The sequence below is a fragment of the Dokdonia sp. genome, assembly GCF_039945015.1.
Lineage (GTDB): Bacteria > Bacteroidota > Bacteroidia > Flavobacteriales > Flavobacteriaceae > Dokdonia.
Genome location: NZ_JBDUXP010000012.1, coordinates 173,800 through 199,091, shown reverse-complemented (window position 1 = coordinate 199,091; position 25,292 = coordinate 173,800). Strand labels below are relative to the sequence as shown.

Here is a 25,292-nt window from a genome sequence, read left to right as displayed (position 1 = left end):
TTTTCATTACTTTTGCACGCTGATAGACAGTCTATCATATACATAAAAATCATTTAAATAATATTGGAATGTATTTAACAAAAGAAGTTAAAGAAGAAATTTTCGAAAAACACGGTAAAGGAAAAAACGATACAGGATCTGCTGAAGGGCAAATCGCATTGTTTACACACCGTATTAATCACCTAACTGGACACTTAAAGGATAATCGTAAAGATTATAATACAGAGCGTTCATTAGTAAAGCTAGTAGGTAAGCGTCGTTCCCTTCTTGATTATTTAATCAAGAAAGACGTTTTAAGATACCGTGCTATTATTAAAGAATTAGGTATTAGAAAATAAAGAATTTTTGAGGGGGCTTTGTGCCCCCTTCTTTTTTACGCTTTCGCGAAAGCGAACACACACTAAGTCCTCCGAGACAAGAGGCAGAGAAAGCTAAACAGCTAGTTTTTCATTGGTCACCACAACTACAACTACAACACAACAACACATGGTTAACCAACGTACATAACACTAGGTTAATCAGATCTATGAATCCGTCTGATGAACAGACGAAAATGAAAAACTTAATATATGATTCCAAAGGTTTACAAAGAGGTTATCGACCTCGGAGACGGTAGAGAGATTTCTATCGAAACAGGGAAACTTGCAAAGCAAGCACACGGATCTGTCGTAGTACAGTCTGGAAAGTGTATGTTGCTTTGTACCGTAGTTTCTAATTACGAACAAAAAGACTTAGACTTTCTTCCTCTTACAGTAGATTACCGTGAGAAGTTTGCAGCAGCTGGTCGTTACCCAGGTGGTTTCTTTAAAAGAGAAGCACGTCCATCTGACGGTGAAGTATTAACAATGCGTCTTGTGGATCGTGTATTACGTCCACTTTTTCCAAAAGATTATCACTCTGAAACTCAGGTAATGATCCAATTAATGTCTCATGACGAAGATGTTATGCCAGATGCAATGGCAGGCCTTGCAGCATCTGCAGCAATCCAGCTTTCTGATTTTCCTTTTGAATGTGCTATCTCTGAAGCGAGAGTAGGACGTGTAAATGGTGAATTTATAATCAACCCAACCAGAGCACAACTTGAAGAATCTGACATCGATATGATGATTGGAGCTTCTGCAGATTCTGTAATGATGGTAGAAGGTGAGATGGATGAAATCTCTGAAGAAGAAATGGCAGACGCTATCAAGTTTGCTCACGAAGCTATTAAGGTTCAGTGTGCTGCTCAATTACGTCTTGCTGAGGCTTTCGGAAAGAAAGAAGTACGTGAGTACCCAGCCGAAAGAGAAGATGCAGATCTTAAAGAGAAAGTACATGCTATGGCATACGATAAAGTATATGCTATCGCAAAAGCAGGTTCTTCTAAGAAGGAACGCGGAATGGCTTTTAGTGAGATTAAAGAAGAAGTCAAAGCAACCTTTTCTGAGGAAGAGCTTGAAGATTTTGGAGATCTTGTATCTAAGTATTATCGTGCAGCAGAAAAAGCTGCCATACGTGATCTCACTCTAAACGAGGGACTTCGTCTTGATGGTCGTCAGACTGTAGATATTCGTCCTATCTGGTGTGAGACAGATTATTTACCATCTGTACACGGTTCTGCTATCTTCACCCGTGGAGAAACTCAAGCACTTGCAACAGTAACACTAGGAACTTCTAGAGAGGCAAACAAAATAGATATGCCATCATACGAAGGAGAAGAGACTTTCTACCTTCACTATAACTTCCCTCCTTTCTGTACTGGAGAAGCAAGACCTATCCGTGGTACTTCACGTCGTGAAGTAGGACATGGTAATCTTGCTCAACGTGGCCTTAAAGGAATGGTACCAGATGATTGCCCTTACACAGTACGTGTAGTATCTGAAGTATTAGAATCTAACGGTTCTTCTTCTATGGCAACTGTTTGTGCTGGAACAATGGCAATGATGGATGCAGGTATCCAAATGACAAAACCAGTTTCTGGTATTGCAATGGGACTTATATCTGATGCAGATTCTGGAAAGTACGCAGTACTTTCTGATATTCTTGGTGATGAAGATCACTTAGGAGATATGGACTTTAAGGTTACAGGTACAGCAGACGGTATCACAGCGTGTCAAATGGATATTAAAGTAAAAGGACTTTCTTATGAAATTCTTGTAAATGCTTTACAACAAGCACGTGCTGGTCGTCTTCATATTCTTGATAAACTTACAGAAACAATCGCAACACCACGTGAAGACGTAAAAGACTACGCTCCTAAAATGGTGACTACGCGTATTGCAAATGATTACATCGGTGCATTAATTGGACCTGGTGGAAAAGTGATACAAGAACTTCAGAAAGAAACTGGATGTACAATCGTTATTAACGAAGATCCTGTTACAGAAGAAGGAATTGTTGAAATTCTAGGAACTGGACAAGATGGTATTAATGCTGTTCTTGCTAAGATAGATTCTATTACCTTTAAGCCTACTGTAGGTAACACATATAAAGTGAAGGTAATTAAGATGCTTGATTTTGGTGCCGTAGTAGAATACCTAGATGCTCCAGGAAACGAAGTATTACTTCATGTTTCTGAAATCGCTTGGGAACGCACAGAAAATGCTTCTGATGTACTCTCTATGGGAGAAGAACTAGAAGTTAAATACTTTGGCATAGACAAACGTACTCGTAAAGAGAAAGTATCTCGTAAAGCATTAATGGATAAGCCAGAAGGATATGTACCTCGTCCACCAAGAGAAAACAATGATCGTGGCGGAAGAGATAATAGAAACCGCGACAATAGAGGTCGTGATAATCGTAATCGTGATAGAAACAAAGATTAATTTCTAATATCGATATAATACAAAGAGGCTACTTTAAAAAAAGTAGCCTCTTTTTTTATACAAACTAGTCAAAAAAGGAATCGCCGATAATAGTTATCGCTCTTTTTTCAAAAATCAATCTTTTTCTTTAGTACTTTGGCTACATAAACATCAAATACATGACTATGAAAATTCAAAAATTACTCTTACTCCTTATCTTTATTATTACACTCGCTAGTTGTAGCAGTGATGATGGAAATGATATTCCATCAATAAATGATCTTGACAACGGAGCTCTTGTCGAAATTGTAACTACAGCAGACAACATTATATTTAATAATAATCTAGATGGTTTATTAGACACCATTGTAGAGTATAGAGATTCAGAAAGTGGAAGCTTACTTGATGATTTCAACATATATATCACTTTCTTAGACAATAGTGACAATACGGGAGATAGCACAAATGCTCTTGTAAGAGAAGAAGTTCTTTTAAGAACTGTAGAACCTACTGAATTTACTTTAGGTCAAGATGGTTTTCCTAGACATAATCTTATCATTACAACACAAGATTTCTTAACGATTACAAATAACACACTAGATGGTATTGCATCGGGAGATGAATATATTGTGCGATTTGAATTAGTACTTACAGATGGTCGTGTATTTTCTGTAAATAACACTGGTGATAATGGCGGACTTACTAGTGATTTTAATATTATCACAACAGTACAATAAAACTATAAACGCATAATACATAAAAGCGGTTACATAATTACGTAACCGCTTTTATCATTTAAAATAGTTAAGAAAATAAAAGCTCGCACCACAAAGCCTTTATTAAAAACTATATATATAGTACTTTTTGAAAAATCACAATATTTATAATGTACTTTATATTATGTCAATCAATGATTTTAAATTTTTGACTATACTTAAATGTATTACCCCCTCCTATTATAAGAACACTTCCTTCTCTCTTATAATAATTTTCTAATAGTAAATTACCGTCTTTAGTCATTGACATCATTACTTTATCTATATGCACTTGGTTATATAAAACAGGAATAACGGGAGGAACTTGAAGTCTTCGTTTTTCAAGAAAAATTTGAAAACTACCATCTTTTTTAAATTTTCCTTTAAAAATAGCCGACTCCGTTTTATGAATACTTCCTATTTCTTCAACATACGTAATGATGAGTTCGTTCTTGTTTTTAAAATTCATCATAATGGTATCTATATCCTTATCATATATATTTAACATATGTAGTAAGTTGTATCTATTAAAAGTAGACAAGTCACTATTCTTGGTTTCATAAGGTTCATTTACAACAGTTGCATTAAAACCTACCTCAACTTTCACTGTATCTTCTTGTCTTTTTCTACTAGCACATGAAGTCAAGCAAACAGTAACCAGCACCAAAATATATACCTTCCATTGAGCTCCATAGGTAGTCTTCAAAATTATTTTCTTCATTTTATTACTGTATTAGTTAACATATGGGTTTTGTTTAAAAAAATATTTCTTTTTAGAGATTTAAAACGAAACCTTATCTAGGGATAAACATTTTTATAGCATGTATTTTTTTCTCAGTCTCCAGATAGCATTCTTACTATCCCATCCTAGCAAGCCTTTCTTTTTACTCCAATAAAATTGGAGTACTTGATTTTTTAAATTTGGTTCTCTAAAATTATTTTTTAGTGTATCTCCTGGGGTAATTTTTACATCTGAATATATTTTTTTTCCAATTCTTATTTCTTGAGACGATATACTATCAAACTCTTCCTTCGTAAATCGAGTCATATTTATGTATTCATAGTAATTAGATTGAGCACGTACATCTATTCGTAAACCTTTCCAATTAAAAGCACAAATTTCTATTAAAAAACTTGAAGTAGAATCTGCTACAGATCGATTAGTATGTATTAATTGAATCCCATATTTTTCATATCTATTATGAAAAATTCGATAAGGGGCTTTTTCTGTTCTACTCCACCCTTTATACTTTTTTAAAGTTATCGTATCAATGTTCCCTTGATTAGATTCAAACACCAGAATCTCATTTCCTTTATATGGAACAAGATCAAACTCTGACTCTTTAATTCTATATGTAGTGACACAAGAAGTAAAACACATGATAACTAATACGAATACGCATACCTTCCATTGCCTATTATTATTCAAAACTATTTTTCCCATTTGATTTCTATATTTAAGTTGCATAAGAGTTTCGTTTAAAAAATGCTACTTCCGTATCAAATACACATGTTTTCAAGAGTTCATTTTCCCCATGTTTTTTAAATGCTTAAAGTGAGACCTCATCATGTTGGGTAATGTTTTCTTATGGTATGTGACATTAAACTCACTTGTTGTTTCTTCAATGACATCATTTATCTGATCATAGTTTGTGTGACAAATATTTGGAAATAGATGATGCGCTGCATGACAATTTGAACCACCACTTAAAAAACGTGCAAACGTATTATTAGGATTCCAATCGCAACTTGTTTTTAATTGATGAATTGCCCAAGAAGACTCTAACTCATCTGTAAGAGGCTGATAATATGATGCTTCATCAAAAAAATGAGTCCCTACAAGCATTACAACAAATACCAAAGAAGTAAAAGCCGACGTAGTGATGTACGTAAAGATTACAAACCCAATAGAAAATTGTGAAAACAAAATGGGAATAATAAGCACCAAATTGAAATAAAGGATTTTAAATAAAAAGTATCGGATATACAGTTGGTTTTTCGCAACACCTTCTCTCATCCAAGAGTATTCTTTGGAAAACAAATAAATCCAATCCCCTACAAATACAGAATGTAATAATGCTAGCATATATACAAAAGGAGCATATAGATGTTGATATGCATGCTTTTTTGACCAAGGATGTGATGGCGCAAGTCTAAGAAATGGATTTTTATCAATATCAATATCACTCCCTTCTACATTGGCATATAAATGATGAGAACGAACATGTCTCAACCCCCATAACAATGGGTCTATTCCTACGGTTAAGAAACTAAAAAAATGTAATATTTGATTTGCAGATTTACTCTTAAAAGCAGTATTATGCGAGGCATCATGCCCTAAACTAAAACCTATTAATAACCCTGAAATCTGAAAAACAAAATACAGTACCCAAAAAAGGAAATGGGCATTTATATTTAACAGAGATACAAAAGACACGTATGATATTATAATCCAAAAAAAACCTTTAAACCAAAAATTAAAACCTCCATATTTAGTGTAATTATTATCTAATTTTTTATAAACCCTCTTCCTGAGAGTTGTAAAGAATTCCTTCTCCTTTTCTGATGTTTTAAACTTTCTAAATTTCATAAGTAAATATTTTATAATAATTATATTCTTATCTCTACCCACATACTACATTCAAATATGAGTTCATTGTAAAATAGCGCCGATTAGTCATCTATTCTTTCATATTCATAGGATGCATTACTTGTATACCCAGAACCCAAAATGATCAATATACCGCCTTCATTCCCATAAGCTTCGTTAACGATGAGTCCATCATTTTTAGAGATTCCTATTCTTCTTTTATTACTATTATACCCTCCAAAAAGAAAAGGAATACCTCTAATTTTTAGATATTTATCATCCAGATAGAACATGCCTTGTCTTAATTTTCCTGTCAAGACAGTATCTCTTACTATTTTTTTATTCTCGAATACTGTAATGCTTAACTCAGTATTACCATTAAGTTTTAATACAACAGATAGATCTTTCTTAGGAGCTGTTAATGAATCCCATCTTTCTCTTTCTTCTCTTTCTTCATAGACTATATTCTGAAATAGGTTTTTGTATTTCAAAGAATCCGAAGGCACATCTTTGTAATAATCTCCAAAACATTTTTTTGGGTAGAAACGATATTGACCATCTAACTTGGATATACTATTCTTCTCAAGACGTACATATTCTCTAGAAAATTCCTTCTTTGAAAAGGAAGCACAGCCACTTGTTGTTATAAGAAGTATAAAGCTTGGAACAAATAGATATAATGATCTATTAAGATTGGTCTTTAATAATTTTAAAAAGTACTCTATGGAAAAACGCATCGTTTGATTTTTAAATTCAATCCAAAACTATTGTGTTATTCGCATATTATTAAGTTATAAATACAAGGTTTTTGTTTATTTTTTGTGATTATCGCAAAAAAAGTATCTTTATACTATGGAACAGGCACTCTTCTTAACCGAAATTAAAAACGTATTACCTCCTAACACTTCTCTTATAGATGCTGTTGCAGATGCTTTAGATATAAGTTATGATGCCGCACATAGGAGGACAAATTTAAAGAGCAAACTTTCCTTACCAGAAAGCGTTATGCTCGCAAAACGATTTAACTTATCTCTAGATAGATTATTTACAGCCACAAAAAGTAATTGGGTTTCTGTTGAGAAAACAGCTGCCATACATAATGAAGAAGAGCTAAAGGTTTATTTTGAAAACTCTTATAATAACTTATATCCTTTACTCGGTAAAAAAGGATGCAAGCTTATATATTCGGCAAAGGATATTCCTATTTTTTATGATTTAAAAAGCGACATTATGATGCGCTTTAAAATATATGTATGGTTAAAATTATTAGATCCAAATTTTCACTCTATAAGTTATACGCATTTTACTCCTAGTTTAAGTGTTCAACAAATCGCTAAGCGTTTAGGTAATTTATATGAAGACCTACCTATTACAGAAATATGGGACTTAACAACCATTAATGGTACATTAAAACAAATTCATTTTTATTTTAAAGCAGGTCATCTTACAGAAAAAGATGCCTTAACGATCACTGCTAGTCTTTCAGAAAACATTACTGCAATCTCACAACGAGTCATAACAGATCCTACATATACATTTTATTATAACGAGTTACTCTTAATGAATAATAACATTTATGCAGAGATAGATGATCAACAATCATTATATATTCCATTTACACTCCTTTCATATTACCGTACATCAGACCGTATTACGTGTAATCATGCAAAGGCGTATCTTGACAAGCAATTACAGCATTCCAAATTATTGAACACAGCTGGCGAGAAGGAGAGAAATGCATTTTTCAATAAAATACATAAGAAAATACATGCCTTAGAATATCTCATAAGTGCTTCAGAAGCACTAGATTTTGAATAGGGATTACGAAGTATACGCTTTCGCGAAAGCGTAATTAATAATATTTTTAACGTTACTGACGCAACCTTTTATAACTTACTAGACTATTAAGGTAAGTTTAATAGCTATAAACGGAAACACATTATTGGAAAAGTTACAACTCATTGCTGGATGCAAAAAAAATGATCTAGTAGCACAGAAGATGTTATTTCTTAAGTATAAGGATCTTGTATACACAACTTCCTTAAAATACTGTGGAAATGAAGCAGAGGCAGAAGATAACGTGCATGATGTCTTTATTGTCATTTTTGAAACTATTCATAAGTATAAAAACAAAGGATCTTTTGAAGGGTGGATAAGACGTATAGCAATACATAAGGCTGTAGATAAGTTTAGACAAAAGAAAACGACTGATTTACCATACCAAATAGAAAGTGATTCTAGAGAAGTTACCATAGACCCTGACAAGGCAGATGTTCCTATTGATTATATTTTTAAAGCAATACAAGAATTGCCTAATAAATATCGTCTTGTTTTTAATCTATACCAACTAGATGATTATTCTCATAAAGAAATTGCACATATGTTATCAATTTCTATTGGTACATCAAAATCAAATTTGCATCGCGCCAAACAAATTTTAAAAGATAAAATACTAGAATTTTCTGGTAAAACATTATTGAATCTATAACCTATGAAACCACAAGAAGACATAGGAAGCTTTATTAAAACAAAGCTCCAATCTACAGAAAAGCCTTCTAATGAAGAAACTTGGGATAGAATACAATCCTCTTTAAAGGAACGTAAGAAAAAGAAAAGATTTGTATTTTTCTTACGCTGGGGATCTGGTATTGCTTTACTTTCGATCATTGGTTTTCTTATACTAAATAATAACATTGATACCTCTAACACAAAACAGGTAACGCCATCTCAAACACAGGATACTAGTATAACAAACGCTTCAAAAACCGAAGATATTCATACCAAAGTTATAGAAACAAATACGTATTTGAATACTGAGACAAGTACGCTTAATTCTTTAGAAGAAGAAGGTGCTATTACTCAAGATATGGATACTAAGAACGACCCGCATTCTCAAGAAGAAAATAGTACTCCAAAAATTGAAGTCTCAACTCCAAATACGAAAGAAACAACACCAAAGGATGAGATGGCAACAACTGTAAAAGACACTTCTATTGACAAAGTGGTTTCTACTGATGAATCTGGTGTTCAAACAGAGAAAACAGCAATAAATCTTCGTAACAAAGTTTCTGAGAATAACATCACTAGAGATTCTATTGTAAATAGAAATGATGTTCCTGTAACTCATACTTCAAAAAAAGTATATTATTACTATAATAGTAAAAATGGACAAGAAATGAGTAGTATGGACAAACGAGTTATAGACTCTATCAGGCAAGCAAATGAACCTAAACAAGATTCTTTAAAGATAGATTAGTCAATCATTTTTTCTGTAAATACATAAAGTAACCTTATATAAGGTTACTTTATTTTTATATGCACGCAACCATTTTTATTTTTCAAAGTCTATTATATAGACTGTTGTCATAATAAAAAGAATTATCTTTATTTTTGACACTATTAGATAACGCATAATTTTAAAACATTTTTATTAACTAAACTAAACAATCTAATATATGAAATTCAAAAAATTACTCTTCCCTTTACTTGCAGGATGCCTTTTATTTTCGTGTGACGAAGACGATAAAGTAACCACGGTTGTGCAAGATACTGTAGAAACTGGAGCAATTCTTAGAACTATAGAAATTATAGAAAACTCTATTCCTATTGCTATTGAAAATGGACAAACTACGATCGCCGATTCTGCCATGTTATCTATTATAATAGAAGAACAAGATGAGCAACAAGGTGCGTTACTACAAAGTGTAGATGTATATACTATCTTTACTGACGGTTCTCCAGATACTGGTGATACTACTGCGGCTATTACAGATGAAGTTTTTCTAGGTACTATTCCTCTTGATTTATTTGAGACGGGTCCTTTTGGTTTACCAAGAACATCATTTGAAATACAAGCTTCTGAGTTAATTAGTGCTGTAAATCTTACTCCAGATGCACTTTTTGGAGGAGATACATTTACAACAAGACTTGCTTTAAACCTTACAGACGGTCGTGTATTCTCGACAGATAATGCTGGAGGAATTGTTACAGGAGGTTTCTTTAATTCTCCTTTCCAATATAGTACACCTGTAGTATGTAATCTAAGCACAGATTCATTTGTAGGTGAATATTTAATAGAAGAAATTACTCCTTATGTAGATGGACCAACATTTGCAGATGGATCTGTAGTTGAAGTCCTTATAGGAAGTACCGATACAGAACGTTTATTCTTCACACCAAACTACCCAGATTATTGCTCAACTCCAAATGATTTTAATTTCTTATTTGTATGTGGAGAAATTGTAGTCCCTATACAAGAGAGTAACTGTTCTTGTAGTAGTGGTGCAGACTATTTTGGGCCTACAGATGCTCCTGCAAATTATGACGCAAATGATGATACTGTATTCTTTGTTACATTTGAAAACGATGTACAATCAGATTGTGCTTCGCCAGAAATAACAACATATAGGTTTACTAAACAATAATAATAAATGCATAAATAAAAAGGCTGTCTGAAAGGACAGCCTTTTTATTTATAACAAATACGCAACCTTTTCTTTTTTTTAAGTCTATTAATTAACTAGGTACAAACCAAAAGAAAAAGCTTTTAAAAATATTCATATATTTTTACGTATTGACGCAACCATTTGTAATTATAGAGTCTATTCTAAAAAGCAGCCAAAATATTGGATCTAGTCCAAATCATAGAGAAGTGTAAAAAAGGTGATCGACAGTCACAGCAAATCTTATACAAAATGTATAAGGACAAACTCTTTGCGCTTTGTCTAAAATACTGTAAGAATCGTGCAGAAGCAGAAGACAATCTACAAGATTCTTTTATAAAAATATTTCAAAACATGAAGGCATATAATGGTAAAGGATCATTTGAAGGCTGGATGAAACGTATCACTATAAATAGAGCTATAGATCGATATAAGAAAGAACCATTTATAGAACCTATTACAGATCAACATTTAAAAGAAGACATTTCTATAGATGTAGATGAAGCTCCTGTGAATTTACAAGAAATGTTAGCACTCATACAAGAGCTTCCTAGCAGATATAGATTAGTCTTTAACTTATATGAACTAGATAATCATACACATATAGAAATAAGTAAAATTTTAGGAATTAGTGTAGGCACTTCAAAATCAAATTTGCACAGAGCAAAATTGATTCTTAAAGAAAAAATAACATCATTGTATATAGTCACCCAAAAAAATTCAATTGCAAATGGGTAATAGAAAAGACATAGGCAAATTATTTAATGAGCGGTTCAAAGATTTTGAACAAGCACCAGATGCTAACTTATGGAATAATATTGCTTCCGAACTAGATCAGGAATCTGATCGAAAAATAGCGCCTTTTTGGTTTTATTTTGGCGGATTAGTACTTGTAGGGATGCTCGCAGGGCTATGGTTTTGGCAACCCTGGAATACTACTTCTGAACTTCCATCTTTACAAGAACAACAAACTATTGTAAATAACGACACACTAGAAAATAACACCTCAAAAGAAGGTACTACTACTGATGCTCTAGAAAACACAAACACACAAGAAACACTTTCTTCTAACAATACCACTGGTACTAAAACAACCATAACCACACAGTCTTCTATAACCAATAATGAAGATCATAATACAACAAACAACACTACACTAATAAATAATAGCAGTAATACGTCTGACTCATCTTTAAATGTTCAAAACTCAGATCAGACACAACCAACAATAGCAACAAATAATAGTAGCTCTAAAACACAATCTACATCAAATTCATATACAAATAATACATCACTGTCTAATACTACCTCCCAAACATCTAGTCAAGTATATACCAATCAAAAAACGGCTTCTATACTAGAAGTGCTTCGCACAATGGAGAGTGCTACTCAAAAAGCTAGAAAGCAAAAAGAATTAGAAGCAAGAGAAACATATCAAACAAAAATAAAAAATGAACTTGCCCAAGCTATTACACTTCAAAAAGAGGAGAGTAAGATTGCATCACAAAAATGGTTTGACTCTATAGCAAATCTAGAGGCTATTAAAAAAGCAGAGTTGGCAGTGAAAACTGTAGAAACAGCAAAGGAAGAAAAACTTCCTAAACTTCCTAAAACAAAAGAAGAACGAGAAAAAGACCGCAAAGAATCTGTAGATTATAAACTTGCAATATCTCCGTACACGAGCATTTTAAGTTATGGTTCTCTTACCAAAGGATCATCTATAGACGATAGACTTGTAAACAATCCTAGAGATGCTATTGGGACTATAGGATATGGTATACGTGCAGATTATAAACTTTCTGAAAGATCAAGTGTTCGTTTTGGAATAGGTCTTGCACCTTTACAATACAGAACAAGTGATTTTCAAGTACTCATCACAGGTGATAATAATATAAATATCTTTCAATTATCTGGCATCAACCCTCAAAACCTTGGACAAGGACAAGGAGGAGGTATTGAGACAAGTCCGCAAGCGCTTTCCTTTTTTAACATGAATGATGTCGTAAGTATAGAACAAGACATATCGTATATAGAAGTACCTATAGACTATCAATATCGTCTTTTAAATAAGCGTGTTTCTGTAAGTTTTAATACAGGATTAAGTTTATTTGTACTTACAAACAATGAAGTTTTTGCGACTGCAGAAAGTGGTCAAAGTATTTTTATAGGTCGAGAAACAAGTCTTAAGGATTTAAGCCTTGCCTTTAATTTAGGACTTGGAACTCATTACAATTTTTCAAAAAAATGGAGATTTGATATTGAGCCAGCTTTTAAATACCAACTCAATCCATATTCTGATAATATAGGTAATTTTAAACCTTATTATTTTGGACTACAATTTGGAATGTCATATAAGTTTTAATTCTTAAATACAATATACCTGTTCACTTTTGTGTATGAAACATACCATAAGATTCCTCTTTAGCCAGAAATTTTTACATAAATTTTATTATTAATTCTTAAAAAGAAAACAACGTACCAGAAGGAGCACTAATACCAACTAACAAACTATTAATCAATCATATAAATACAATTTAATTTTTTATTTTATACGCTTTCGCGAAAGCGTATATCACTATTATCTAGAGAAAATTTAAAATTAAAATAAAGTTTTTGTAACATTTTGCGACTTTAATACGTATAATAGGTACAACACACTCAAACACAAATGTTGATTTTTACATGAGACAACTCAAAATTACCAAGCAGGTAACGAATCGTGAGACTGCTTCCCTTGATAAATACCTACAAGAAATTGGAAAAGTAGATTTAATTACTGCTGATGAAGAAGTAGAATTAGCACAGCGTATTAAAGCTGGTGATCAACGAGCTTTAGAGAAGTTAACCAAAGCAAACTTACGTTTTGTAGTATCTGTGGCAAAGCAATACCAAAACCAAGGATTAACATTACCAGATTTAATTAACGAAGGAAATCTTGGATTAATTAAAGCGGCTCAACGTTTTGATGAAACTCGTGGATTTAAATTTATATCATATGCTGTATGGTGGATTCGTCAATCTATCCTTCAAGCATTAGCAGAGCAATCTCGTATTGTGCGTTTACCGCTTAATAAGATTGGATCTATTAATAAAATAAACAAGACCTATGCATTTCTTGAGCAAGCACACGAGCGTCCGCCAAGTGCCGAAGAAATTGCAAAAGAACTTGATATGACTATCAATGACGTAAAAGAGTCTATGAAGAATTCTGGACGTCACGTAAGTATGGATGCTCCACTTGTAGAAGGGGAAGATTCAAACTTATATGATGTATTACGTTCTGGTGAGTCACCAAATCCTGATCGTGAATTATTACACGAATCATTACGTACTGAAATTGAGCGTGCATTAGAAACATTAACGCCTCGTGAGGCAGATGTGATTCGCTTATATTTTGGGCTAGGAGATCAACATCCTATGACACTAGAAGAAATAGGAGAAACTTTTGATCTTACTCGTGAGCGTGTACGTCAGATTAAAGAAAAAGCAATACGTAGACTTAAACATACGTCTCGTAGTAAAATATTAAAAACTTATTTAGGATAAATAATTCCTAATTACGGTAACAACAGTTTATCATAACTGTTCGTTTTTTGATTGATGAATGAATCCTCGGCTGATTACCGGGGATTTTTTTGTACCTTGATTATCAATAATATATAACCCCATTTCATCTATGCTTTATGGTATATGCTATGTAAGCACTTTAAATAAGCCTTTAAGCGCTCAAGAACTTAAATTATTATTTGAGTTTTGTGCCACTAAAAACATTACTGAAGGTATAAGCGGTGTTTTACTTCATAATTCTGGTAATTTTTTACAATACTTTGAAGGTAATAAAGAAGACATACAAGAACTCTATACCAACAAAATAAAAAAAGATCCCCGACATAAAAATATTATCACACTTTTTGAAAGAGAAATTAATGCCCAATACTTCACAGGGTATGAAGCTGGATTTACTTCTATAATAGAAAAGAATCAAATTAAAAACTTAAGATCATATCTAAAATTACTTAAGTATCTAGATTCTACTGAAATGAAAATGCTTTCTAATACGGTCAATTCTTTTTTAAGAGCAGAGTACAATTCTTAAAAAAGATGTAGTTTTACAAAAAATATAAACCCTCTTTAATGTCAGAAAAACTGATTGCCCCATCTGTACTTGCAGCAGACTTTGCAAATTTACAACGTGATGTAGAAATGATTAACACAAGTCAAGCAGACTGGTTTCATATAGATATTATGGATGGTGTTTTTGTTCCTAATATTTCTTTTGGAATGCCTGTATTACGTGATATTGTAAAACACGCTACAAAAACAATAGACGTACACCTTATGATTGTAGATCCGGATAGATATATTCAGACATTTGCAGATTTAGGCAGTGATATTCTTACGGTACATTACGAAGCGTGTACACATCTTCACCGTACGATTCAAGCTATTAAAGCAGCTGGGATGAAAGCAGGAGTAGCTCTTAATCCACATACGAGCGTACAGGTACTAGAAGATGTCATTCAAGATTTAGATATGGTATGTATTATGAGTGTAAACCCTGGATTTGGAGGACAAAGTTTTATAGAAAACACGTATACAAAAGTACGTGCTCTTAAAGAAATGATTACTCGCAAAAATGCAGCTACACGTATCGAAATAGATGGAGGTGTTACAAACAAAAATGCAAAACAACTTGTAGAGGCTGGTGCAGATGTACTTGTAGCTGGAAGTTATGTTTTTAAATCTTCTGATCCCATTACAACAGTAAAAGATCTCAAAGCCCTCGTAAATTAATTTATTGAGTATATTACATGGTATATATGATACGATATGCCAGAAGCGTCATTTAATACTTGGACATCTTTATTTTTAATAGTAAGTGCTATAGGATCCTTCCTATCAATACTTCTTTTTACAGATAAAAATGGACGAAAAAATAATTGGCCAATAGCACTTATTATTTTAGGGTTTTCTTTGGTTCTTGTGCAGTATGTTCTTATCTGGACAAACTATAGAGCTAGATATCCTTATGTCTATTTTTTTGATAATGTTTGGTATTTCTTATTTGGCCCTCTTTTCTATATCTACATTCTTAAGTTTTATGTAAAGAAGTACAAAGTAAATTTCATCCATTTTATAATTCCTATCGCTTTTGGAATATTATCTATCATATATTTTATTAAAACAAAAGGGCATACGGAATTTGAAGATGTTAAAGGAGAAGTACTATTTACTTTGTATTGGTCTTTAAAATCTCCTTGGGTCGCTATTGGAATACTTATCATTTATATTATAGCGTCTGTTGATTTTATAAAGATATACACTCCTGAAAAAGAAAATGAAGCCACACATCTACGCACTCGATGGATTCGTTTTTTAGTACTATTATTCTCACTATTTGTAATAGCCTATATAAGTTATTACATCTTAGTAAAATTCTCGTTTTTCAACCCATTATGGGATTATGCTATAAGCTTTACAATGGCTATTGGAGTCTATGGAATAGGATATATTGTCTATATGGAACCTAAAATATTTAATGGCGAATTATACACTCATCTTTTTCAATCTCCAAAGAAGGAGAAGGGCAAATTAAGTGCAGAAACAAAAGAAGAGTTTTATAATACACTTACTCAATATGTGGAGACTTCAAAACCATACTTAAATAATGAACTCCGCCTCATTGATATTGCAACAGAAATTGGATTACCTATTCATATCGTATCACAGCTTATTAATGAAAAATCACATAAAAACTTCAACCAGTTTATAAATGAATATCGTTTAAAGGATGCCGAGGTTCTTCTCAAGAACAATAAAGATATTTCTATATACACAATGTGCTACGATTTAGGATTTAATAGCAGAACCACTTTTTATAATGTCTTTAAAGGGAAATACAACTGTACTCCTATTGAATATAGAGAATCTTTTAAAAGTAACACTTTGTCGTGAAGAGGTAAGGTTTATAATTTTGGACAACTTCTTATGAAATAAGTCAGAAATTAGTTTTTATAATCTTAAAACTCTGACATTATGAAAATTACAAAATTACTTTGTGTATTATTCCTTATTACTTTTATAGGGATTACAACCGCTCAAGAACCAGAAGTAGCCATCTATGTAAGTGACGCAGGAAATTTTAATAATCCTCCATGGCAAATTCTCAAGTTTGATCAAAACGGAGAAAACCCTGAAGTATTTATAGACGATGATGACGGGCATATTGCTTGGCCACAAGACATCGTTTTTCTTGATGATGACAATACGGTTCTTATTTCAAGTCTCAACAGTGGTTTAATTACAAGGCACAATGCAACAACAGGTGTATTTATTGAAAATTTTGCCTCTGACATTGGAGGGCCTACCCGAATGAAAATAGGATCGGACAATTTATTATATGTACTACAATGGCAAGGCAATGGAAATGTATTTAGATACGAACTAGATGGTACTTTTGTAGATGAGTTTACAGACACAGGAGTTCCTCAAAGTATAGGGATAGATTGGGATACAGATGGAAATTTATATGTAGCATCATTCTCAGGAGATTCTGTAGAAAAATTTGACTCCAATGGTGTATTCATAGAAACTTTTATAGACTCCAATTTAGTAGGCCCTACAAATATTTGGTTTGAAGATAATGGTGACTTAATTGTCATAGATTATAATGGAGGATCCGTAAAAAGATTCGATAGCGACGGAAACTTCTTAGGAGTATTTATTGACGGAATTAGTTTTGCCGAAGGTTTTGATTTTTTTCCAAATGGTGACATTTTAATAGGTGATGGAAATAATAGTGCTGTAAATCGTTATAGTAGTAATGGCACCTTCATAGAGGTGTTTATAGAAAGTAACGCTGGAGATTTACTGACCCCCAATGCGATTGTACGTAGAGAAATTCCATTATCTATAGAAGATGCTTTTGCTAGCAATAGTATTGTCACCCCTACTATTGGAACTTTATTTACGGTTGATATTGAAGATACATCAAAACTCGATAGTATTAAAATCTACAATGTACTAGGCCAACTTACAACAACATTAGATCTTAATAACACTAGTATACAATGGAATGCTCAGGAATATGCAGAAGGGATCTATTTTATGAAAACAATAGGAATAGATGGATCACAACAAACACAAAAAGTTATTGTAAAAAAAGAATAAATGCACCACACGCTTTATTCCCTAAAAAAGCGACTATCTCTTTATAGAAATAGTCGCTTTTGTAATTATATAATACTATGAATTTACTTAATCTCTAGACATAAATATTCTTAAAATATACCAAAACAATAACATCAAAGAAGCAAACAATCCTAATGCAGCGGCAACATATTGCTCTTCTTCATATTTATGAATCATATTTGATGTTGAGTATAATATAGAACCTGCCGCTAGCAAAACCATTGCTACACTAAACCAAAGCCCTAAGTCAAATCCAAATAGCGTACCTGCAACAATAAGTCCCAATGCAGCAAAGAACCCTATCGCTAATATTGACTTTAAAAAAGAAAAATCCTTCTTAGTAACAAACACTATTGTAGAAAGTCCAGCAAATAAAGCAATCGTCATCACAGCTGCTTGTTGTAGCATTTGTACCCCATCAACTGCCTGTAATGCAAATAATAACATGGGAATAAAAATAAAAGCTTCTGCCACCACATATATCCCCAAAGCGATATAATGCGTATTCTTATCTTGTGATTTTAAGGCGAGATTTTCTGCATAATTTGTGACAAACATAAAAGCTCCTAAGAGAAGTAACCAACTCCAACCGCCTATTAAAGATGCTGCAAAATTTACAATAGCAGGGGATTGAAAAAATAATATCTCAACCACTATAAACAGCAATACTGCAAGCGCTACATGCGTATATGTTTTACGATAAAAAGCAACACGACGTTCATCGGTAAGACTACTTACTGGGCTTATTTGAGGATATTCTGAATATTCCATTTTCTTTTAATTATTTAATAGTTTGCAAAGTTAAAATTAAGCAAGCATTTCTGATATGCATATAGTTTTGGGAAATTTATTTTAAATTCTTCTGGAGATTCCATAAAATACTCGGCAAGAACTGCCATAAACTCAAACTCATTTGTAAAAGCATACGCTCTAAAATATCGTACCTCATCAAGTTTATCTTTTAAGTCTTGATCTGTAAGTCTACGAAGGATCTTCTGGAATTGACGTTCAAAACGTAACGAGTCTATATCATCATTTTGTTTTGCTTCTACCTGTAATGCATGCATAAACTCATGAATACCTAGATTAAGATTATCATCCGTAATACGGTATCCAATCTCAAAATCTTTCCACGAAAGTACAAGTGTCTTCCCCCTTGGATTAAACTCCCCTTTATGGTAATTATCATTTGATGCACTATAAAATGCCTCAGGATAAATTAATACAAAATCAATGTATTTATAGATATAATGTTTTCTCCCAAAAGTAAGCATACATCCTACTCCTGCAACAAGCACCTTCATACGATCGGTGACAACAAGATCATCTCGACCTATAAACTGTTTCTTTTTTATAAAACTAGCTACTCTATGTTCAAAACTACGTTTTTGCTTAGTCGTTAGTAATTGATAAAAATGCAACTCTGTAGAAAGTATCTGTTTTTGCTTTCGCGAAAGCTTTCTATACACCCATATATCTCTAAATATCAAACGGTCATACTTATTTGCATACCAATTCTCATACATCCTAAAGATTACATAAAGTATCCAAATAGCTAATGCCCCCATGATATATGGAATTAACCAATCGTATTCTTTGACATATCCTTGAACTATAAGCATAGCATCACAACGTATAAAAATGACATCTATTTCTTAGAACTCTCTCCTTTAAAGTTTTGGCTTGCATTTTTAAACAAAACATTAAAGGTAGTTAGACTTCCATATATCCTAGTAATATATTGTTGTAAGTCTATTTTATCTTGGTCGTCAAGGGTTTTACTCGCGTTTATTTTTTGTTCCATCACGCGGATGCGGTCACGTACCATGACAATTTTATGAAAAAACGTATCTATAGGGATATCTTTAGAGCTAAGGCTTTTATCCTTAGGACTCAATGTCATGGTGCCTCCTTTCCATTTATCTGCAATAGGAATCACCTCTGAAATATCGCTATACCGCTTAAGAATATCTTTAAGGTTTTTTTCTACTTCGTAAAAGCTTACAGTATCAACCTCATCTTCTACAGCATCAATGACTTCAAAAGTGTCATCTATTGTAATTGTTTCTAGTCCGTCTTTTATAAAAGTAACCCAATACAATTCTGATGTTACATTTGTAACTACTCCAACTCCGTGAGTAGGGTGATCTATACGTGATCCTATTCCTAAAATTTTCTGCATTTATTTTAACTTATTTTCACTTAGCTTTAATGCTAATCTATATCCTAATTTTTTACTTTTTCTATAATCTATGGCTGCCTTATCTTTTTGTCCTAATCTTTCATAAGCCAGTCCCCTATTATATTCTGCTCGCCCATCTTTATACTTCTTTGAATCTATTACCTTAGTAAGATGTTTAATTGTTTCTTCATACTGCTTCATCTTTATTTCAATAATACCAAGATTTAATAATGTAGGATTATTGGAAGGTGTTATTTCAAGAATTTTCAAGAATTCCACTTTAGCTTCTTTATATTTTTTTTCTTTAATAAGATCAAAGGCATTTGCATACCAGGCCTTAATGTCTGTCGCACTATTCTTTACAGTATATCTTTCTTTATGCTTAATTAAATCAACATTTCCAGGGTTATGCTCAAGCGCTTCATCTAGAACAGCCATCGCTCTATCTGCATCTTTATAAAAATCCATAATACGTTGGCTCTTAAGTTGCCACTGACTGACATCCCAAAGATTATCTTCTAATCGCTTATCTATTGTTTTAAAATAATTGATGGTATCTCCTTTTGCTCTATACGCATTAAGAAGTATAATATAGTTATTTTTTATCGCAGGATATTTTTCAAAACCTTGTTTTGCATAATAAATGGCACTGTCATTATTTACCTTACGTTGTCCAAAGATAATGGCCTTTAGCATTCTTGATTCATAGTGATTTGGCGCTTGTGCTATAGACTTGTCTAAGTGTGCTAATGATTTATCTATACGTCCTTCACTCATCGCATACATCCCTTTTACATGTTCATTAGGCCTACCTATTCCAGACAGTGTAAAGTACCCAGAAAGATCTTTTACAATTTTTTCATAAGAATACACATAAGAATCCTTCATTAAGTTCTTCCCCGTCGTATCTGCGAGTATATAGTTATGTGTTACATAGGACTTATACCGTACATAAGAAATAACAGAAGACCCTAAAGCTAAGATTGCTAAGGTCACCAATACTGGCATTCCTACAACGACTTTTTTAGTATCTATCTTTTCTCGAGAGTTATAAAATAATGCTAGGATTAAAGACGCCAGTATTACAAAATGTCCTTGAATAGGAGCTCTCTCCAAAGGGAAGTTAATTAAAGCATCAAATCCATATCCTAAAAAAGCAAAAATAATAACAGCATACATCCATCGATCGTCCTTACTTTGATTTGTAAAAAACAGTTTTAAAATACAAATGATAAGTACCATAAAAATAGCAAGATATGTTATAAAACCTAGAGCCCCTACTTCTGCCAACACTTGTAAAAAATCACTATGTACACGTAATGGATATATAAATTTATCTCTCTTTGTAGCCGCAAAATATTTATCCTTATTGGTAAGTTTCCAATTTCCAACACCTACTCCTATTAATGGACTAGATTTAAAATCATCATAAGCCATTTCATAATACACGATACGTCCACTATCATAACTTACAAAACCCTTTTGATTCTTTGTATACTCCTCAGCTACTCTATCAGGACTTAAAACTGGAGCAAATAATAGATCATTAAAAGTATTTGCTTTTGTAGCTTCAATTCGATTGATATTTGTTGCAAATAAATATGATACAGCTAGGATTCCTATAAAAGGAAGTAGTATTGTTTTAAAAGAAGTAGCTATTGTTTTTTTCTGAATACTATCAATAATAACATATCCTAGAAAAATAGCTACATAAAAAATAGCGCTTAAAACTGCAGTTCTGGCACCTATAAGAAGTAATGCCGAAATTCCAAATAATAAATTAATAACACTAAAAATCCTCCACTTACTAGTATGCCTTATTAATCCCCATAATACAAAAGGAAGTTGAATCGCAAGCGTTGCTGCTGCCGCATTTTGAGTTCCATAAGTTGATAAAGCAGTCTCCTTTAACAAAGTACTATTCCTTGAGGTATCTGCATCTAAAAACACCCAAATTACTTGAACAGCAATAAGCATTACAATAATATGGCTCACTTTTACAATAAATTCAAATAATTGTTTTGGGGCTATTTTAAAAATCAAAAATAAATTCATTACTGCAACTAGACATGTGACAATTCTTGCTAAATCTTTAATCCCTTCAGGAAAGTTAAGAGCTCCAAACAGCGAAATAATCCCAAAAAGAAAAAATAAAATATAACTGCTAAAAAACACCATGACATGCCGTTGCTTATTAAAAAAAGCAAGTTCTACCCTATTAGCATAGATATAAAAAAGTCCAAATAAATTAATTATAGAGAAATAAAACCACTGAGAACCAATAGGATCTACCGCTTTAAATCTAGGTACAAGACCAATTATCAAGTATAATAAGATTAATGCCTTTGGAATAAGAAGGTCTAATTTAGGTTCATTTTTCCCCACAATATCACGTTTTTGATGGTGAACTAAAGTAGGTCTTTTCTATCAAAAAAGAAATTTTAAATCCATCTAAGAAAACAATTCATTTTAGATGTTAAGAAAATTTTAACATTCATAAGGAAACCACGATTTGTATCACTACGTATGTCTCGCTGTAAAACATTTTTTTAAAACAACTATTATGAAAAAAACAAGTTTATTCATCCTAGGTGGCTTTATTGCCATTGCACTTGCTCTCATTGCAGCCGATCATGCTGAAGCGCCAGGTGTCATAGGATCAACAGCAGACATTACAGACCTCTATGCCTTTGAAGGTGCAAATCCAAACAATACTGTTTTTGTAGCTGGTGTTCAAGGTTTACTCATCCCTGGAAGTACCGCTCAATTTGACGAGAATGTTCTTATAGAAATCAACATTGATAATGATGGAGATCTAGTAGAAGATCTTATTATACAAGCCATTCCAAGAGACGGAATCATGTACTTTTTTGGACCGTATGCTCCAGATGCAACAGGTCTTAACAGTACCATTAATGAAGACGCTCTGTATCGAGGAGAAGTTGCTATTTCTACAGGAGCAAATGCAACCACTTCAAACGCAAATGGCATCTCTTACTTTGCAGGTTTACGCGAAGATCCATTTTTCTTTGATTTTACTCAATTTAATGCAGTGGTAGGCGGTATGGCTCCCAATGGATTTAATAACCCTGGAAATGATGACTTTGATGGAACCAATATCTTATCAATAGTGATCGAAGTTCCTAATACATTTTTAGGAGACACCTTTCCACATCCAGCTGGAACAGGCGTACAAGTATTTAATACTTGGTTAGAAGCAAAAAGACAACAATAAACAATTTTCAAAAAAACATATTATGAAACGTATTCATTTAAAAACACTAATCGTACTATTTACAATGGTTGGTATCCTAAGTTGTAGTGATGACGATGATACAACGCTACCAACCGATGATGATGGAGGAATAACATTAGATTTTAGTGGCACATTTACACAAGAAGATCAAATGGGACGCCCAGGAATCAACACCGTATTAAGTCCTGATAATGCTACAGAAAACGCTTTTAATGTGACCATTCCTTCTGAGCAAGGAGCAGCATTTCAGCCTACATTCTTACAACGTGCTATAGATTTACATGCCGCATTTGGAGTAGAATATGAAACAAATATTTTAGGACTTGATGCCGTGACATTAACAACAATCCTTGCATCTGATGTATTACAAGTAGCACCAGACAATCCGACATCGTATTTTGATGGAACCAATGTTTTAACAGGAAGAACATTAACAGATGATGTGATAGACATCTCTCTTATTCTATTTTTTGGAGGTGTAAACGGAGATCGTTTTAATGGACAAGACACAGATGGTGACGGAACTCCTGATCTTCCTATCCTAGTATCTGATGGTGTAAGCGCATCTGGCGAAACGCCATCTAGTACATTTCCATACCTAGAAGCGCCACATAACTAAACCTGAAAGAAAAAAAGGAGCTTGTCCATAAAAACAAGCTCCTTCTATAAAAGTCAATTTTTAATATCCTTGCTATCAAAAACAATATCAACATGAAACCTATATATTTAATAGCCTGTATCTGTTTTCTTTTTGCATGTCAAGAACAACAAATTACAGACATACAAGATTATAACACCTACTTAGAATCACAAGACGTTGCCGTAAAAAACGAAGCATTCCGTGATTTAAAATTTTGGAATCCTAGAATAAAACAGGATAGTATCCAGATCATTCCTTTAGGAAAAAGCGCGCAAGCATACACTACCCTTTTTCAAATCACTGGTAATATAAATTCATTAAAAAAAGCCGAATCTACTATTAGAAAAGTGGCAGATAAAGCCTACATAGGAAAAGAAAACTACCTAAGATCATTAGCTCATAATCTTATTTCTCAACATCGATTTAAAGAAGCTGCTCAAGCATTACAAGAAGCAGAAGATTTTCTTCCTAACAAAAGAGAAACCCATTTAATGCAATATGATGTTGCCATGGAATTAGGAGATTACGTAGCTGCAGAACTTTATTTACAACGCGTTGTTGATTTTTCTGACTTTAATTACCTTATTCGTTTAGCAAAATGGAAAGATTACAAAGGTGACCTAGATGCAACCATTCATTATATGGAACAAGCTATGGCCATTGTAGACCGTAGTTCAAATAAACCATTGCAAATCTGGAGTTACACCAATCTTGCCGATTATTATGGCCACGCAGGACGTATCAAAGATTCGTATACATATTACCTCAAGTCATTAAAGATGGATCCTAATAACGCTTACGCGAAAAAAGGGATCGCCTGGATCACCTACTCTCATGAGAAGAATCCAGAGGAAGCCTTACGTATCCTAGCAGCGATTCAAAAACAACATCAAAGTCCAGATTACTTCTTACTTAAAGCCGAAATAGCTGAATACCAAAACAAGCCAAATCTCAAAGAAGAATATCTAGACAGCTATTTTGAAGCAATTCAAAATCCAGCATATGGAGATATGTACAATACCTATACTGCCGAAACCCTTCTTAGTGAAGGCAAAGCATATGATACTGCTATACAGATTGCACAAAAAGAAATTGAGAATAGACCAACCCCACAATCGTATGATTTACTTGCCTATACCTACCAACAAAAAGGAGAGTATAAAAAAGCCTTAGCCATCGCTGAAGCCCATGTGGCAAATAAAACACACGAACCCGTAGCGCAATATCATCTTGCCGAAATTTATAAAGCAAATGGCTTACATGATCGTGTAGCTCCTATAAAAAAAGAATTACTAGAAGCTAGTTACGAACTAGGTCCTATAACCACAAGAGCTATTAAAAATTTATAATTACGCAAAAAATACCAACGACTAGATTTGTTTTTTGATTTGTTTAGTATACCCACATCTTTTGGGTATAGCGTCCTATTCTTTCTGGTTACTGGAATAGGGCG

25 protein-coding genes are annotated in these 25,292 nt (G+C 33.0%); 17 read left to right on the top strand and 8 right to left on the bottom strand.

All coding sequences use genetic code 11. The annotated features are described in order from the left end of the window. Window positions 1–68: 68 nt before the first annotated feature. The 3 genes from rpsO to ABJD27_RS09800 all read left to right on the top strand — a co-directional run bounded on the left by rpsO (window position 69) and on the right by ABJD27_RS09800 (window position 3,520). A complete protein-coding gene (gene rpsO, locus ABJD27_RS09810) occupies window positions 69–338 on the top strand; it encodes a 30S ribosomal protein S15 (RefSeq protein WP_348162889.1) in 270 nt (89 codons plus the stop codon). Window positions 339–569: 231 nt separating this feature from the next. Then, entirely contained in the window at window positions 570–2,804 is a 2,235-nt protein-coding gene (locus ABJD27_RS09805; RefSeq protein WP_348162892.1) for a polyribonucleotide nucleotidyltransferase, read from the top strand. Window positions 2,805–2,968: 164 nt separating this feature from the next. Beyond that, window positions 2,969–3,520, top strand: coding sequence for a hypothetical protein (locus tag ABJD27_RS09800; RefSeq protein WP_348162895.1), 552 nt, complete (start codon window positions 2,969–2,971; stop codon window positions 3,518–3,520). Between the two features lie 166 nt (window positions 3,521–3,686). On the opposite strand, the gene ABJD27_RS09795 is transcribed toward ABJD27_RS09800, so the two are convergent. From ABJD27_RS09795 to ABJD27_RS09780, 4 genes are all read right to left on the bottom strand, one after another. Further along, entirely contained in the window at window positions 3,687–4,259 is a 573-nt protein-coding gene (locus ABJD27_RS09795; protein WP_348162898.1) for a hypothetical protein, read from the bottom strand. A gap of 93 nt (window positions 4,260–4,352) precedes the next feature. Beyond that, window positions 4,353–5,006, bottom strand: a complete 654-nt coding sequence (locus tag ABJD27_RS09790; protein ID WP_348162901.1) for a hypothetical protein — start codon at window positions 5,004–5,006, stop codon at window positions 4,353–4,355. A 48-nt stretch (window positions 5,007–5,054) separates the two neighbouring features. Beyond that, entirely contained in the window at window positions 5,055–6,128 is a 1,074-nt protein-coding gene (locus tag ABJD27_RS09785) for a fatty acid desaturase (RefSeq protein ID WP_348162904.1), read from the bottom strand. An 83-nt stretch (window positions 6,129–6,211) separates the two neighbouring features. Beyond that, a complete protein-coding gene (locus ABJD27_RS09780) occupies window positions 6,212–6,865 on the bottom strand; it encodes a hypothetical protein (RefSeq protein ID WP_348162907.1) in 654 nt (217 codons plus the stop codon). A gap of 115 nt (window positions 6,866–6,980) precedes the next feature. Between ABJD27_RS09780 and ABJD27_RS09775 the strand changes: the two genes are divergently transcribed. The 11 genes from ABJD27_RS09775 to ABJD27_RS09725 all read left to right on the top strand — a co-directional run bounded on the left by ABJD27_RS09775 (window position 6,981) and on the right by ABJD27_RS09725 (window position 17,740). Further along, complete coding sequence (locus ABJD27_RS09775) at window positions 6,981–7,946, top strand: hypothetical protein (protein ID WP_348162910.1); 966 nt, start codon at window positions 6,981–6,983, stop codon at window positions 7,944–7,946. A gap of 124 nt (window positions 7,947–8,070) precedes the next feature. Next, window positions 8,071–8,616, top strand: coding sequence for a sigma-70 family RNA polymerase sigma factor (locus ABJD27_RS09770; protein WP_348162913.1), 546 nt, complete (start codon window positions 8,071–8,073; stop codon window positions 8,614–8,616). Window positions 8,617–8,619: 3 nt separating this feature from the next. Beyond that, a complete protein-coding gene (locus ABJD27_RS09765) occupies window positions 8,620–9,384 on the top strand; it encodes a hypothetical protein (RefSeq protein ID WP_348162916.1) in 765 nt (254 codons plus the stop codon). A gap of 199 nt (window positions 9,385–9,583) precedes the next feature. Then, a complete protein-coding gene (locus tag ABJD27_RS09760) occupies window positions 9,584–10,552 on the top strand; it encodes a hypothetical protein (protein ID WP_348162919.1) in 969 nt (322 codons plus the stop codon). A gap of 270 nt (window positions 10,553–10,822) precedes the next feature. After that, complete coding sequence (locus ABJD27_RS09755) at window positions 10,823–11,308, top strand: RNA polymerase sigma factor (RefSeq protein WP_348162922.1); 486 nt, start codon at window positions 10,823–10,825, stop codon at window positions 11,306–11,308. Then, window positions 11,301–12,932, top strand: a complete 1,632-nt coding sequence (locus ABJD27_RS09750; protein ID WP_348162925.1) for a hypothetical protein — start codon at window positions 11,301–11,303, stop codon at window positions 12,930–12,932. Before ABJD27_RS09755 ends, ABJD27_RS09750 begins: the two co-directional genes overlap by 8 nt. A 320-nt stretch (window positions 12,933–13,252) precedes the next feature. Next, the gene (locus tag ABJD27_RS09745; RefSeq protein ID WP_089373128.1) at window positions 13,253–14,116 is read left to right on the top strand and encodes a sigma-70 family RNA polymerase sigma factor; all 864 of its coding nucleotides are present in this window, start codon (window positions 13,253–13,255) and stop codon (window positions 14,114–14,116) included. A gap of 130 nt (window positions 14,117–14,246) precedes the next feature. Continuing rightward, window positions 14,247–14,666, top strand: coding sequence for a BLUF domain-containing protein (locus tag ABJD27_RS09740; protein WP_348162930.1), 420 nt, complete (start codon window positions 14,247–14,249; stop codon window positions 14,664–14,666). A 38-nt stretch (window positions 14,667–14,704) separates the two neighbouring features. Next, complete coding sequence (gene rpe, locus ABJD27_RS09735) at window positions 14,705–15,364, top strand: ribulose-phosphate 3-epimerase (RefSeq protein ID WP_348162933.1); 660 nt, start codon at window positions 14,705–14,707, stop codon at window positions 15,362–15,364. Window positions 15,365–15,400: 36 nt separating this feature from the next. After that, window positions 15,401–16,525 carry an AraC family transcriptional regulator gene (locus tag ABJD27_RS09730; RefSeq protein ID WP_348162936.1) on the top strand — a complete coding sequence of 375 codons (1,125 nt, stop codon included), beginning with the start codon at window positions 15,401–15,403 and terminating at the stop codon, window positions 16,523–16,525. Between the two features lie 81 nt (window positions 16,526–16,606). After that, window positions 16,607–17,740, top strand: a complete 1,134-nt coding sequence (locus ABJD27_RS09725) for a T9SS type A sorting domain-containing protein (RefSeq protein ID WP_348162939.1) — start codon at window positions 16,607–16,609, stop codon at window positions 17,738–17,740. An 87-nt stretch (window positions 17,741–17,827) separates the two neighbouring features. On the opposite strand, the gene ABJD27_RS09720 is transcribed toward ABJD27_RS09725, so the two are convergent. Genes ABJD27_RS09720 through ABJD27_RS09705 form a run of 4 tightly spaced genes read right to left on the bottom strand, consistent with a single transcriptional unit; the run spans window position 17,828 to window position 22,328 of the window. Then, window positions 17,828–18,532: a Bax inhibitor-1 family protein gene (locus tag ABJD27_RS09720; protein WP_348162942.1), complete on the bottom strand. Its 705-nt coding sequence runs from the start codon at window positions 18,530–18,532 to the stop codon at window positions 17,828–17,830. 14 nt (window positions 18,533–18,546) lie between these two features. After that, window positions 18,547–19,383 (bottom strand): zinc-dependent peptidase, encoded by an 837-nt coding sequence (locus ABJD27_RS09715; protein WP_348162944.1) that lies wholly within the window; start codon window positions 19,381–19,383, stop codon window positions 18,547–18,549. A gap of 26 nt (window positions 19,384–19,409) precedes the next feature. Beyond that, entirely contained in the window at window positions 19,410–19,943 is a 534-nt protein-coding gene (locus tag ABJD27_RS09710) for a hypothetical protein (RefSeq protein ID WP_348162947.1), read from the bottom strand. Then, a complete protein-coding gene (locus ABJD27_RS09705) occupies window positions 19,944–22,328 on the bottom strand; it encodes an O-antigen ligase family protein (protein WP_348162950.1) in 2,385 nt (794 codons plus the stop codon). Between the two features lie 178 nt (window positions 22,329–22,506). Here ABJD27_RS09705 and ABJD27_RS09700 point away from each other — a divergent pair, with 178 nt between their 5' ends. The 3 genes from ABJD27_RS09700 to ABJD27_RS09690 all read left to right on the top strand — a co-directional run bounded on the left by ABJD27_RS09700 (window position 22,507) and on the right by ABJD27_RS09690 (window position 25,188). Continuing rightward, on the top strand, window positions 22,507–23,178 hold the full coding sequence (locus ABJD27_RS09700) for a DUF4331 family protein (protein ID WP_348162952.1): 672 nt from the start codon (window positions 22,507–22,509) through the stop codon (window positions 23,176–23,178). Window positions 23,179–23,200: 22 nt separating this feature from the next. After that, window positions 23,201–23,818: a DUF4331 family protein gene (locus ABJD27_RS09695; protein ID WP_348162954.1), complete on the top strand. Its 618-nt coding sequence runs from the start codon at window positions 23,201–23,203 to the stop codon at window positions 23,816–23,818. 92 nt (window positions 23,819–23,910) lie between these two features. Then, on the top strand, window positions 23,911–25,188 hold the full coding sequence (locus tag ABJD27_RS09690; protein ID WP_348162957.1) for a hypothetical protein: 1,278 nt from the start codon (window positions 23,911–23,913) through the stop codon (window positions 25,186–25,188). Window positions 25,189–25,292 lie beyond the last annotated feature (104 nt).

Coding starts and splice junctions, on each gene's coding strand:
- rpsO (WP_348162889.1), top strand. CDS start 69: ATGTATTTAACAAAAGAAGTTAAAGAAGAAATTTTCGAAAAACACGGT.
- ABJD27_RS09805 (WP_348162892.1), top strand. CDS start 570: ATGATTCCAAAGGTTTACAAAGAGGTTATCGACCTCGGAGACGGTAGA.
- ABJD27_RS09800 (WP_348162895.1), top strand. CDS start 2,969: ATGAAAATTCAAAAATTACTCTTACTCCTTATCTTTATTATTACACTC.
- ABJD27_RS09795 (WP_348162898.1), bottom strand. CDS start 4,259: ATGAAGAAAATAATTTTGAAGACTACCTATGGAGCTCAATGGAAGGTA.
- ABJD27_RS09790 (WP_348162901.1), bottom strand. CDS start 5,006: ATGCAACTTAAATATAGAAATCAAATGGGAAAAATAGTTTTGAATAAT.
- ABJD27_RS09785 (WP_348162904.1), bottom strand. CDS start 6,128: ATGAAATTTAGAAAGTTTAAAACATCAGAAAAGGAGAAGGAATTCTTT.
- ABJD27_RS09780 (WP_348162907.1), bottom strand. CDS start 6,865: ATGCGTTTTTCCATAGAGTACTTTTTAAAATTATTAAAGACCAATCTT.
- ABJD27_RS09775 (WP_348162910.1), top strand. CDS start 6,981: ATGGAACAGGCACTCTTCTTAACCGAAATTAAAAACGTATTACCTCCT.
- ABJD27_RS09765 (WP_348162916.1), top strand. CDS start 8,620: ATGAAACCACAAGAAGACATAGGAAGCTTTATTAAAACAAAGCTCCAA.
- ABJD27_RS09760 (WP_348162919.1), top strand. CDS start 9,584: ATGAAATTCAAAAAATTACTCTTCCCTTTACTTGCAGGATGCCTTTTA.
- ABJD27_RS09755 (WP_348162922.1), top strand. CDS start 10,823: ATGTATAAGGACAAACTCTTTGCGCTTTGTCTAAAATACTGTAAGAAT.
- ABJD27_RS09750 (WP_348162925.1), top strand. CDS start 11,301: ATGGGTAATAGAAAAGACATAGGCAAATTATTTAATGAGCGGTTCAAA.
- ABJD27_RS09745 (WP_089373128.1), top strand. CDS start 13,253: ATGAGACAACTCAAAATTACCAAGCAGGTAACGAATCGTGAGACTGCT.
- ABJD27_RS09740 (WP_348162930.1), top strand. CDS start 14,247: ATGCTTTATGGTATATGCTATGTAAGCACTTTAAATAAGCCTTTAAGC.
- rpe (WP_348162933.1), top strand. CDS start 14,705: ATGTCAGAAAAACTGATTGCCCCATCTGTACTTGCAGCAGACTTTGCA.
- ABJD27_RS09730 (WP_348162936.1), top strand. CDS start 15,401: ATGCCAGAAGCGTCATTTAATACTTGGACATCTTTATTTTTAATAGTA.
- ABJD27_RS09725 (WP_348162939.1), top strand. CDS start 16,607: ATGAAAATTACAAAATTACTTTGTGTATTATTCCTTATTACTTTTATA.
- ABJD27_RS09720 (WP_348162942.1), bottom strand. CDS start 18,532: ATGGAATATTCAGAATATCCTCAAATAAGCCCAGTAAGTAGTCTTACC.
- ABJD27_RS09715 (WP_348162944.1), bottom strand. CDS start 19,383: ATGCTTATAGTTCAAGGATATGTCAAAGAATACGATTGGTTAATTCCA.
- ABJD27_RS09710 (WP_348162947.1), bottom strand. CDS start 19,943: ATGCAGAAAATTTTAGGAATAGGATCACGTATAGATCACCCTACTCAC.
- ABJD27_RS09700 (WP_348162952.1), top strand. CDS start 22,507: ATGAAAAAAACAAGTTTATTCATCCTAGGTGGCTTTATTGCCATTGCA.
- ABJD27_RS09695 (WP_348162954.1), top strand. CDS start 23,201: ATGAAACGTATTCATTTAAAAACACTAATCGTACTATTTACAATGGTT.
- ABJD27_RS09690 (WP_348162957.1), top strand. CDS start 23,911: ATGAAACCTATATATTTAATAGCCTGTATCTGTTTTCTTTTTGCATGT.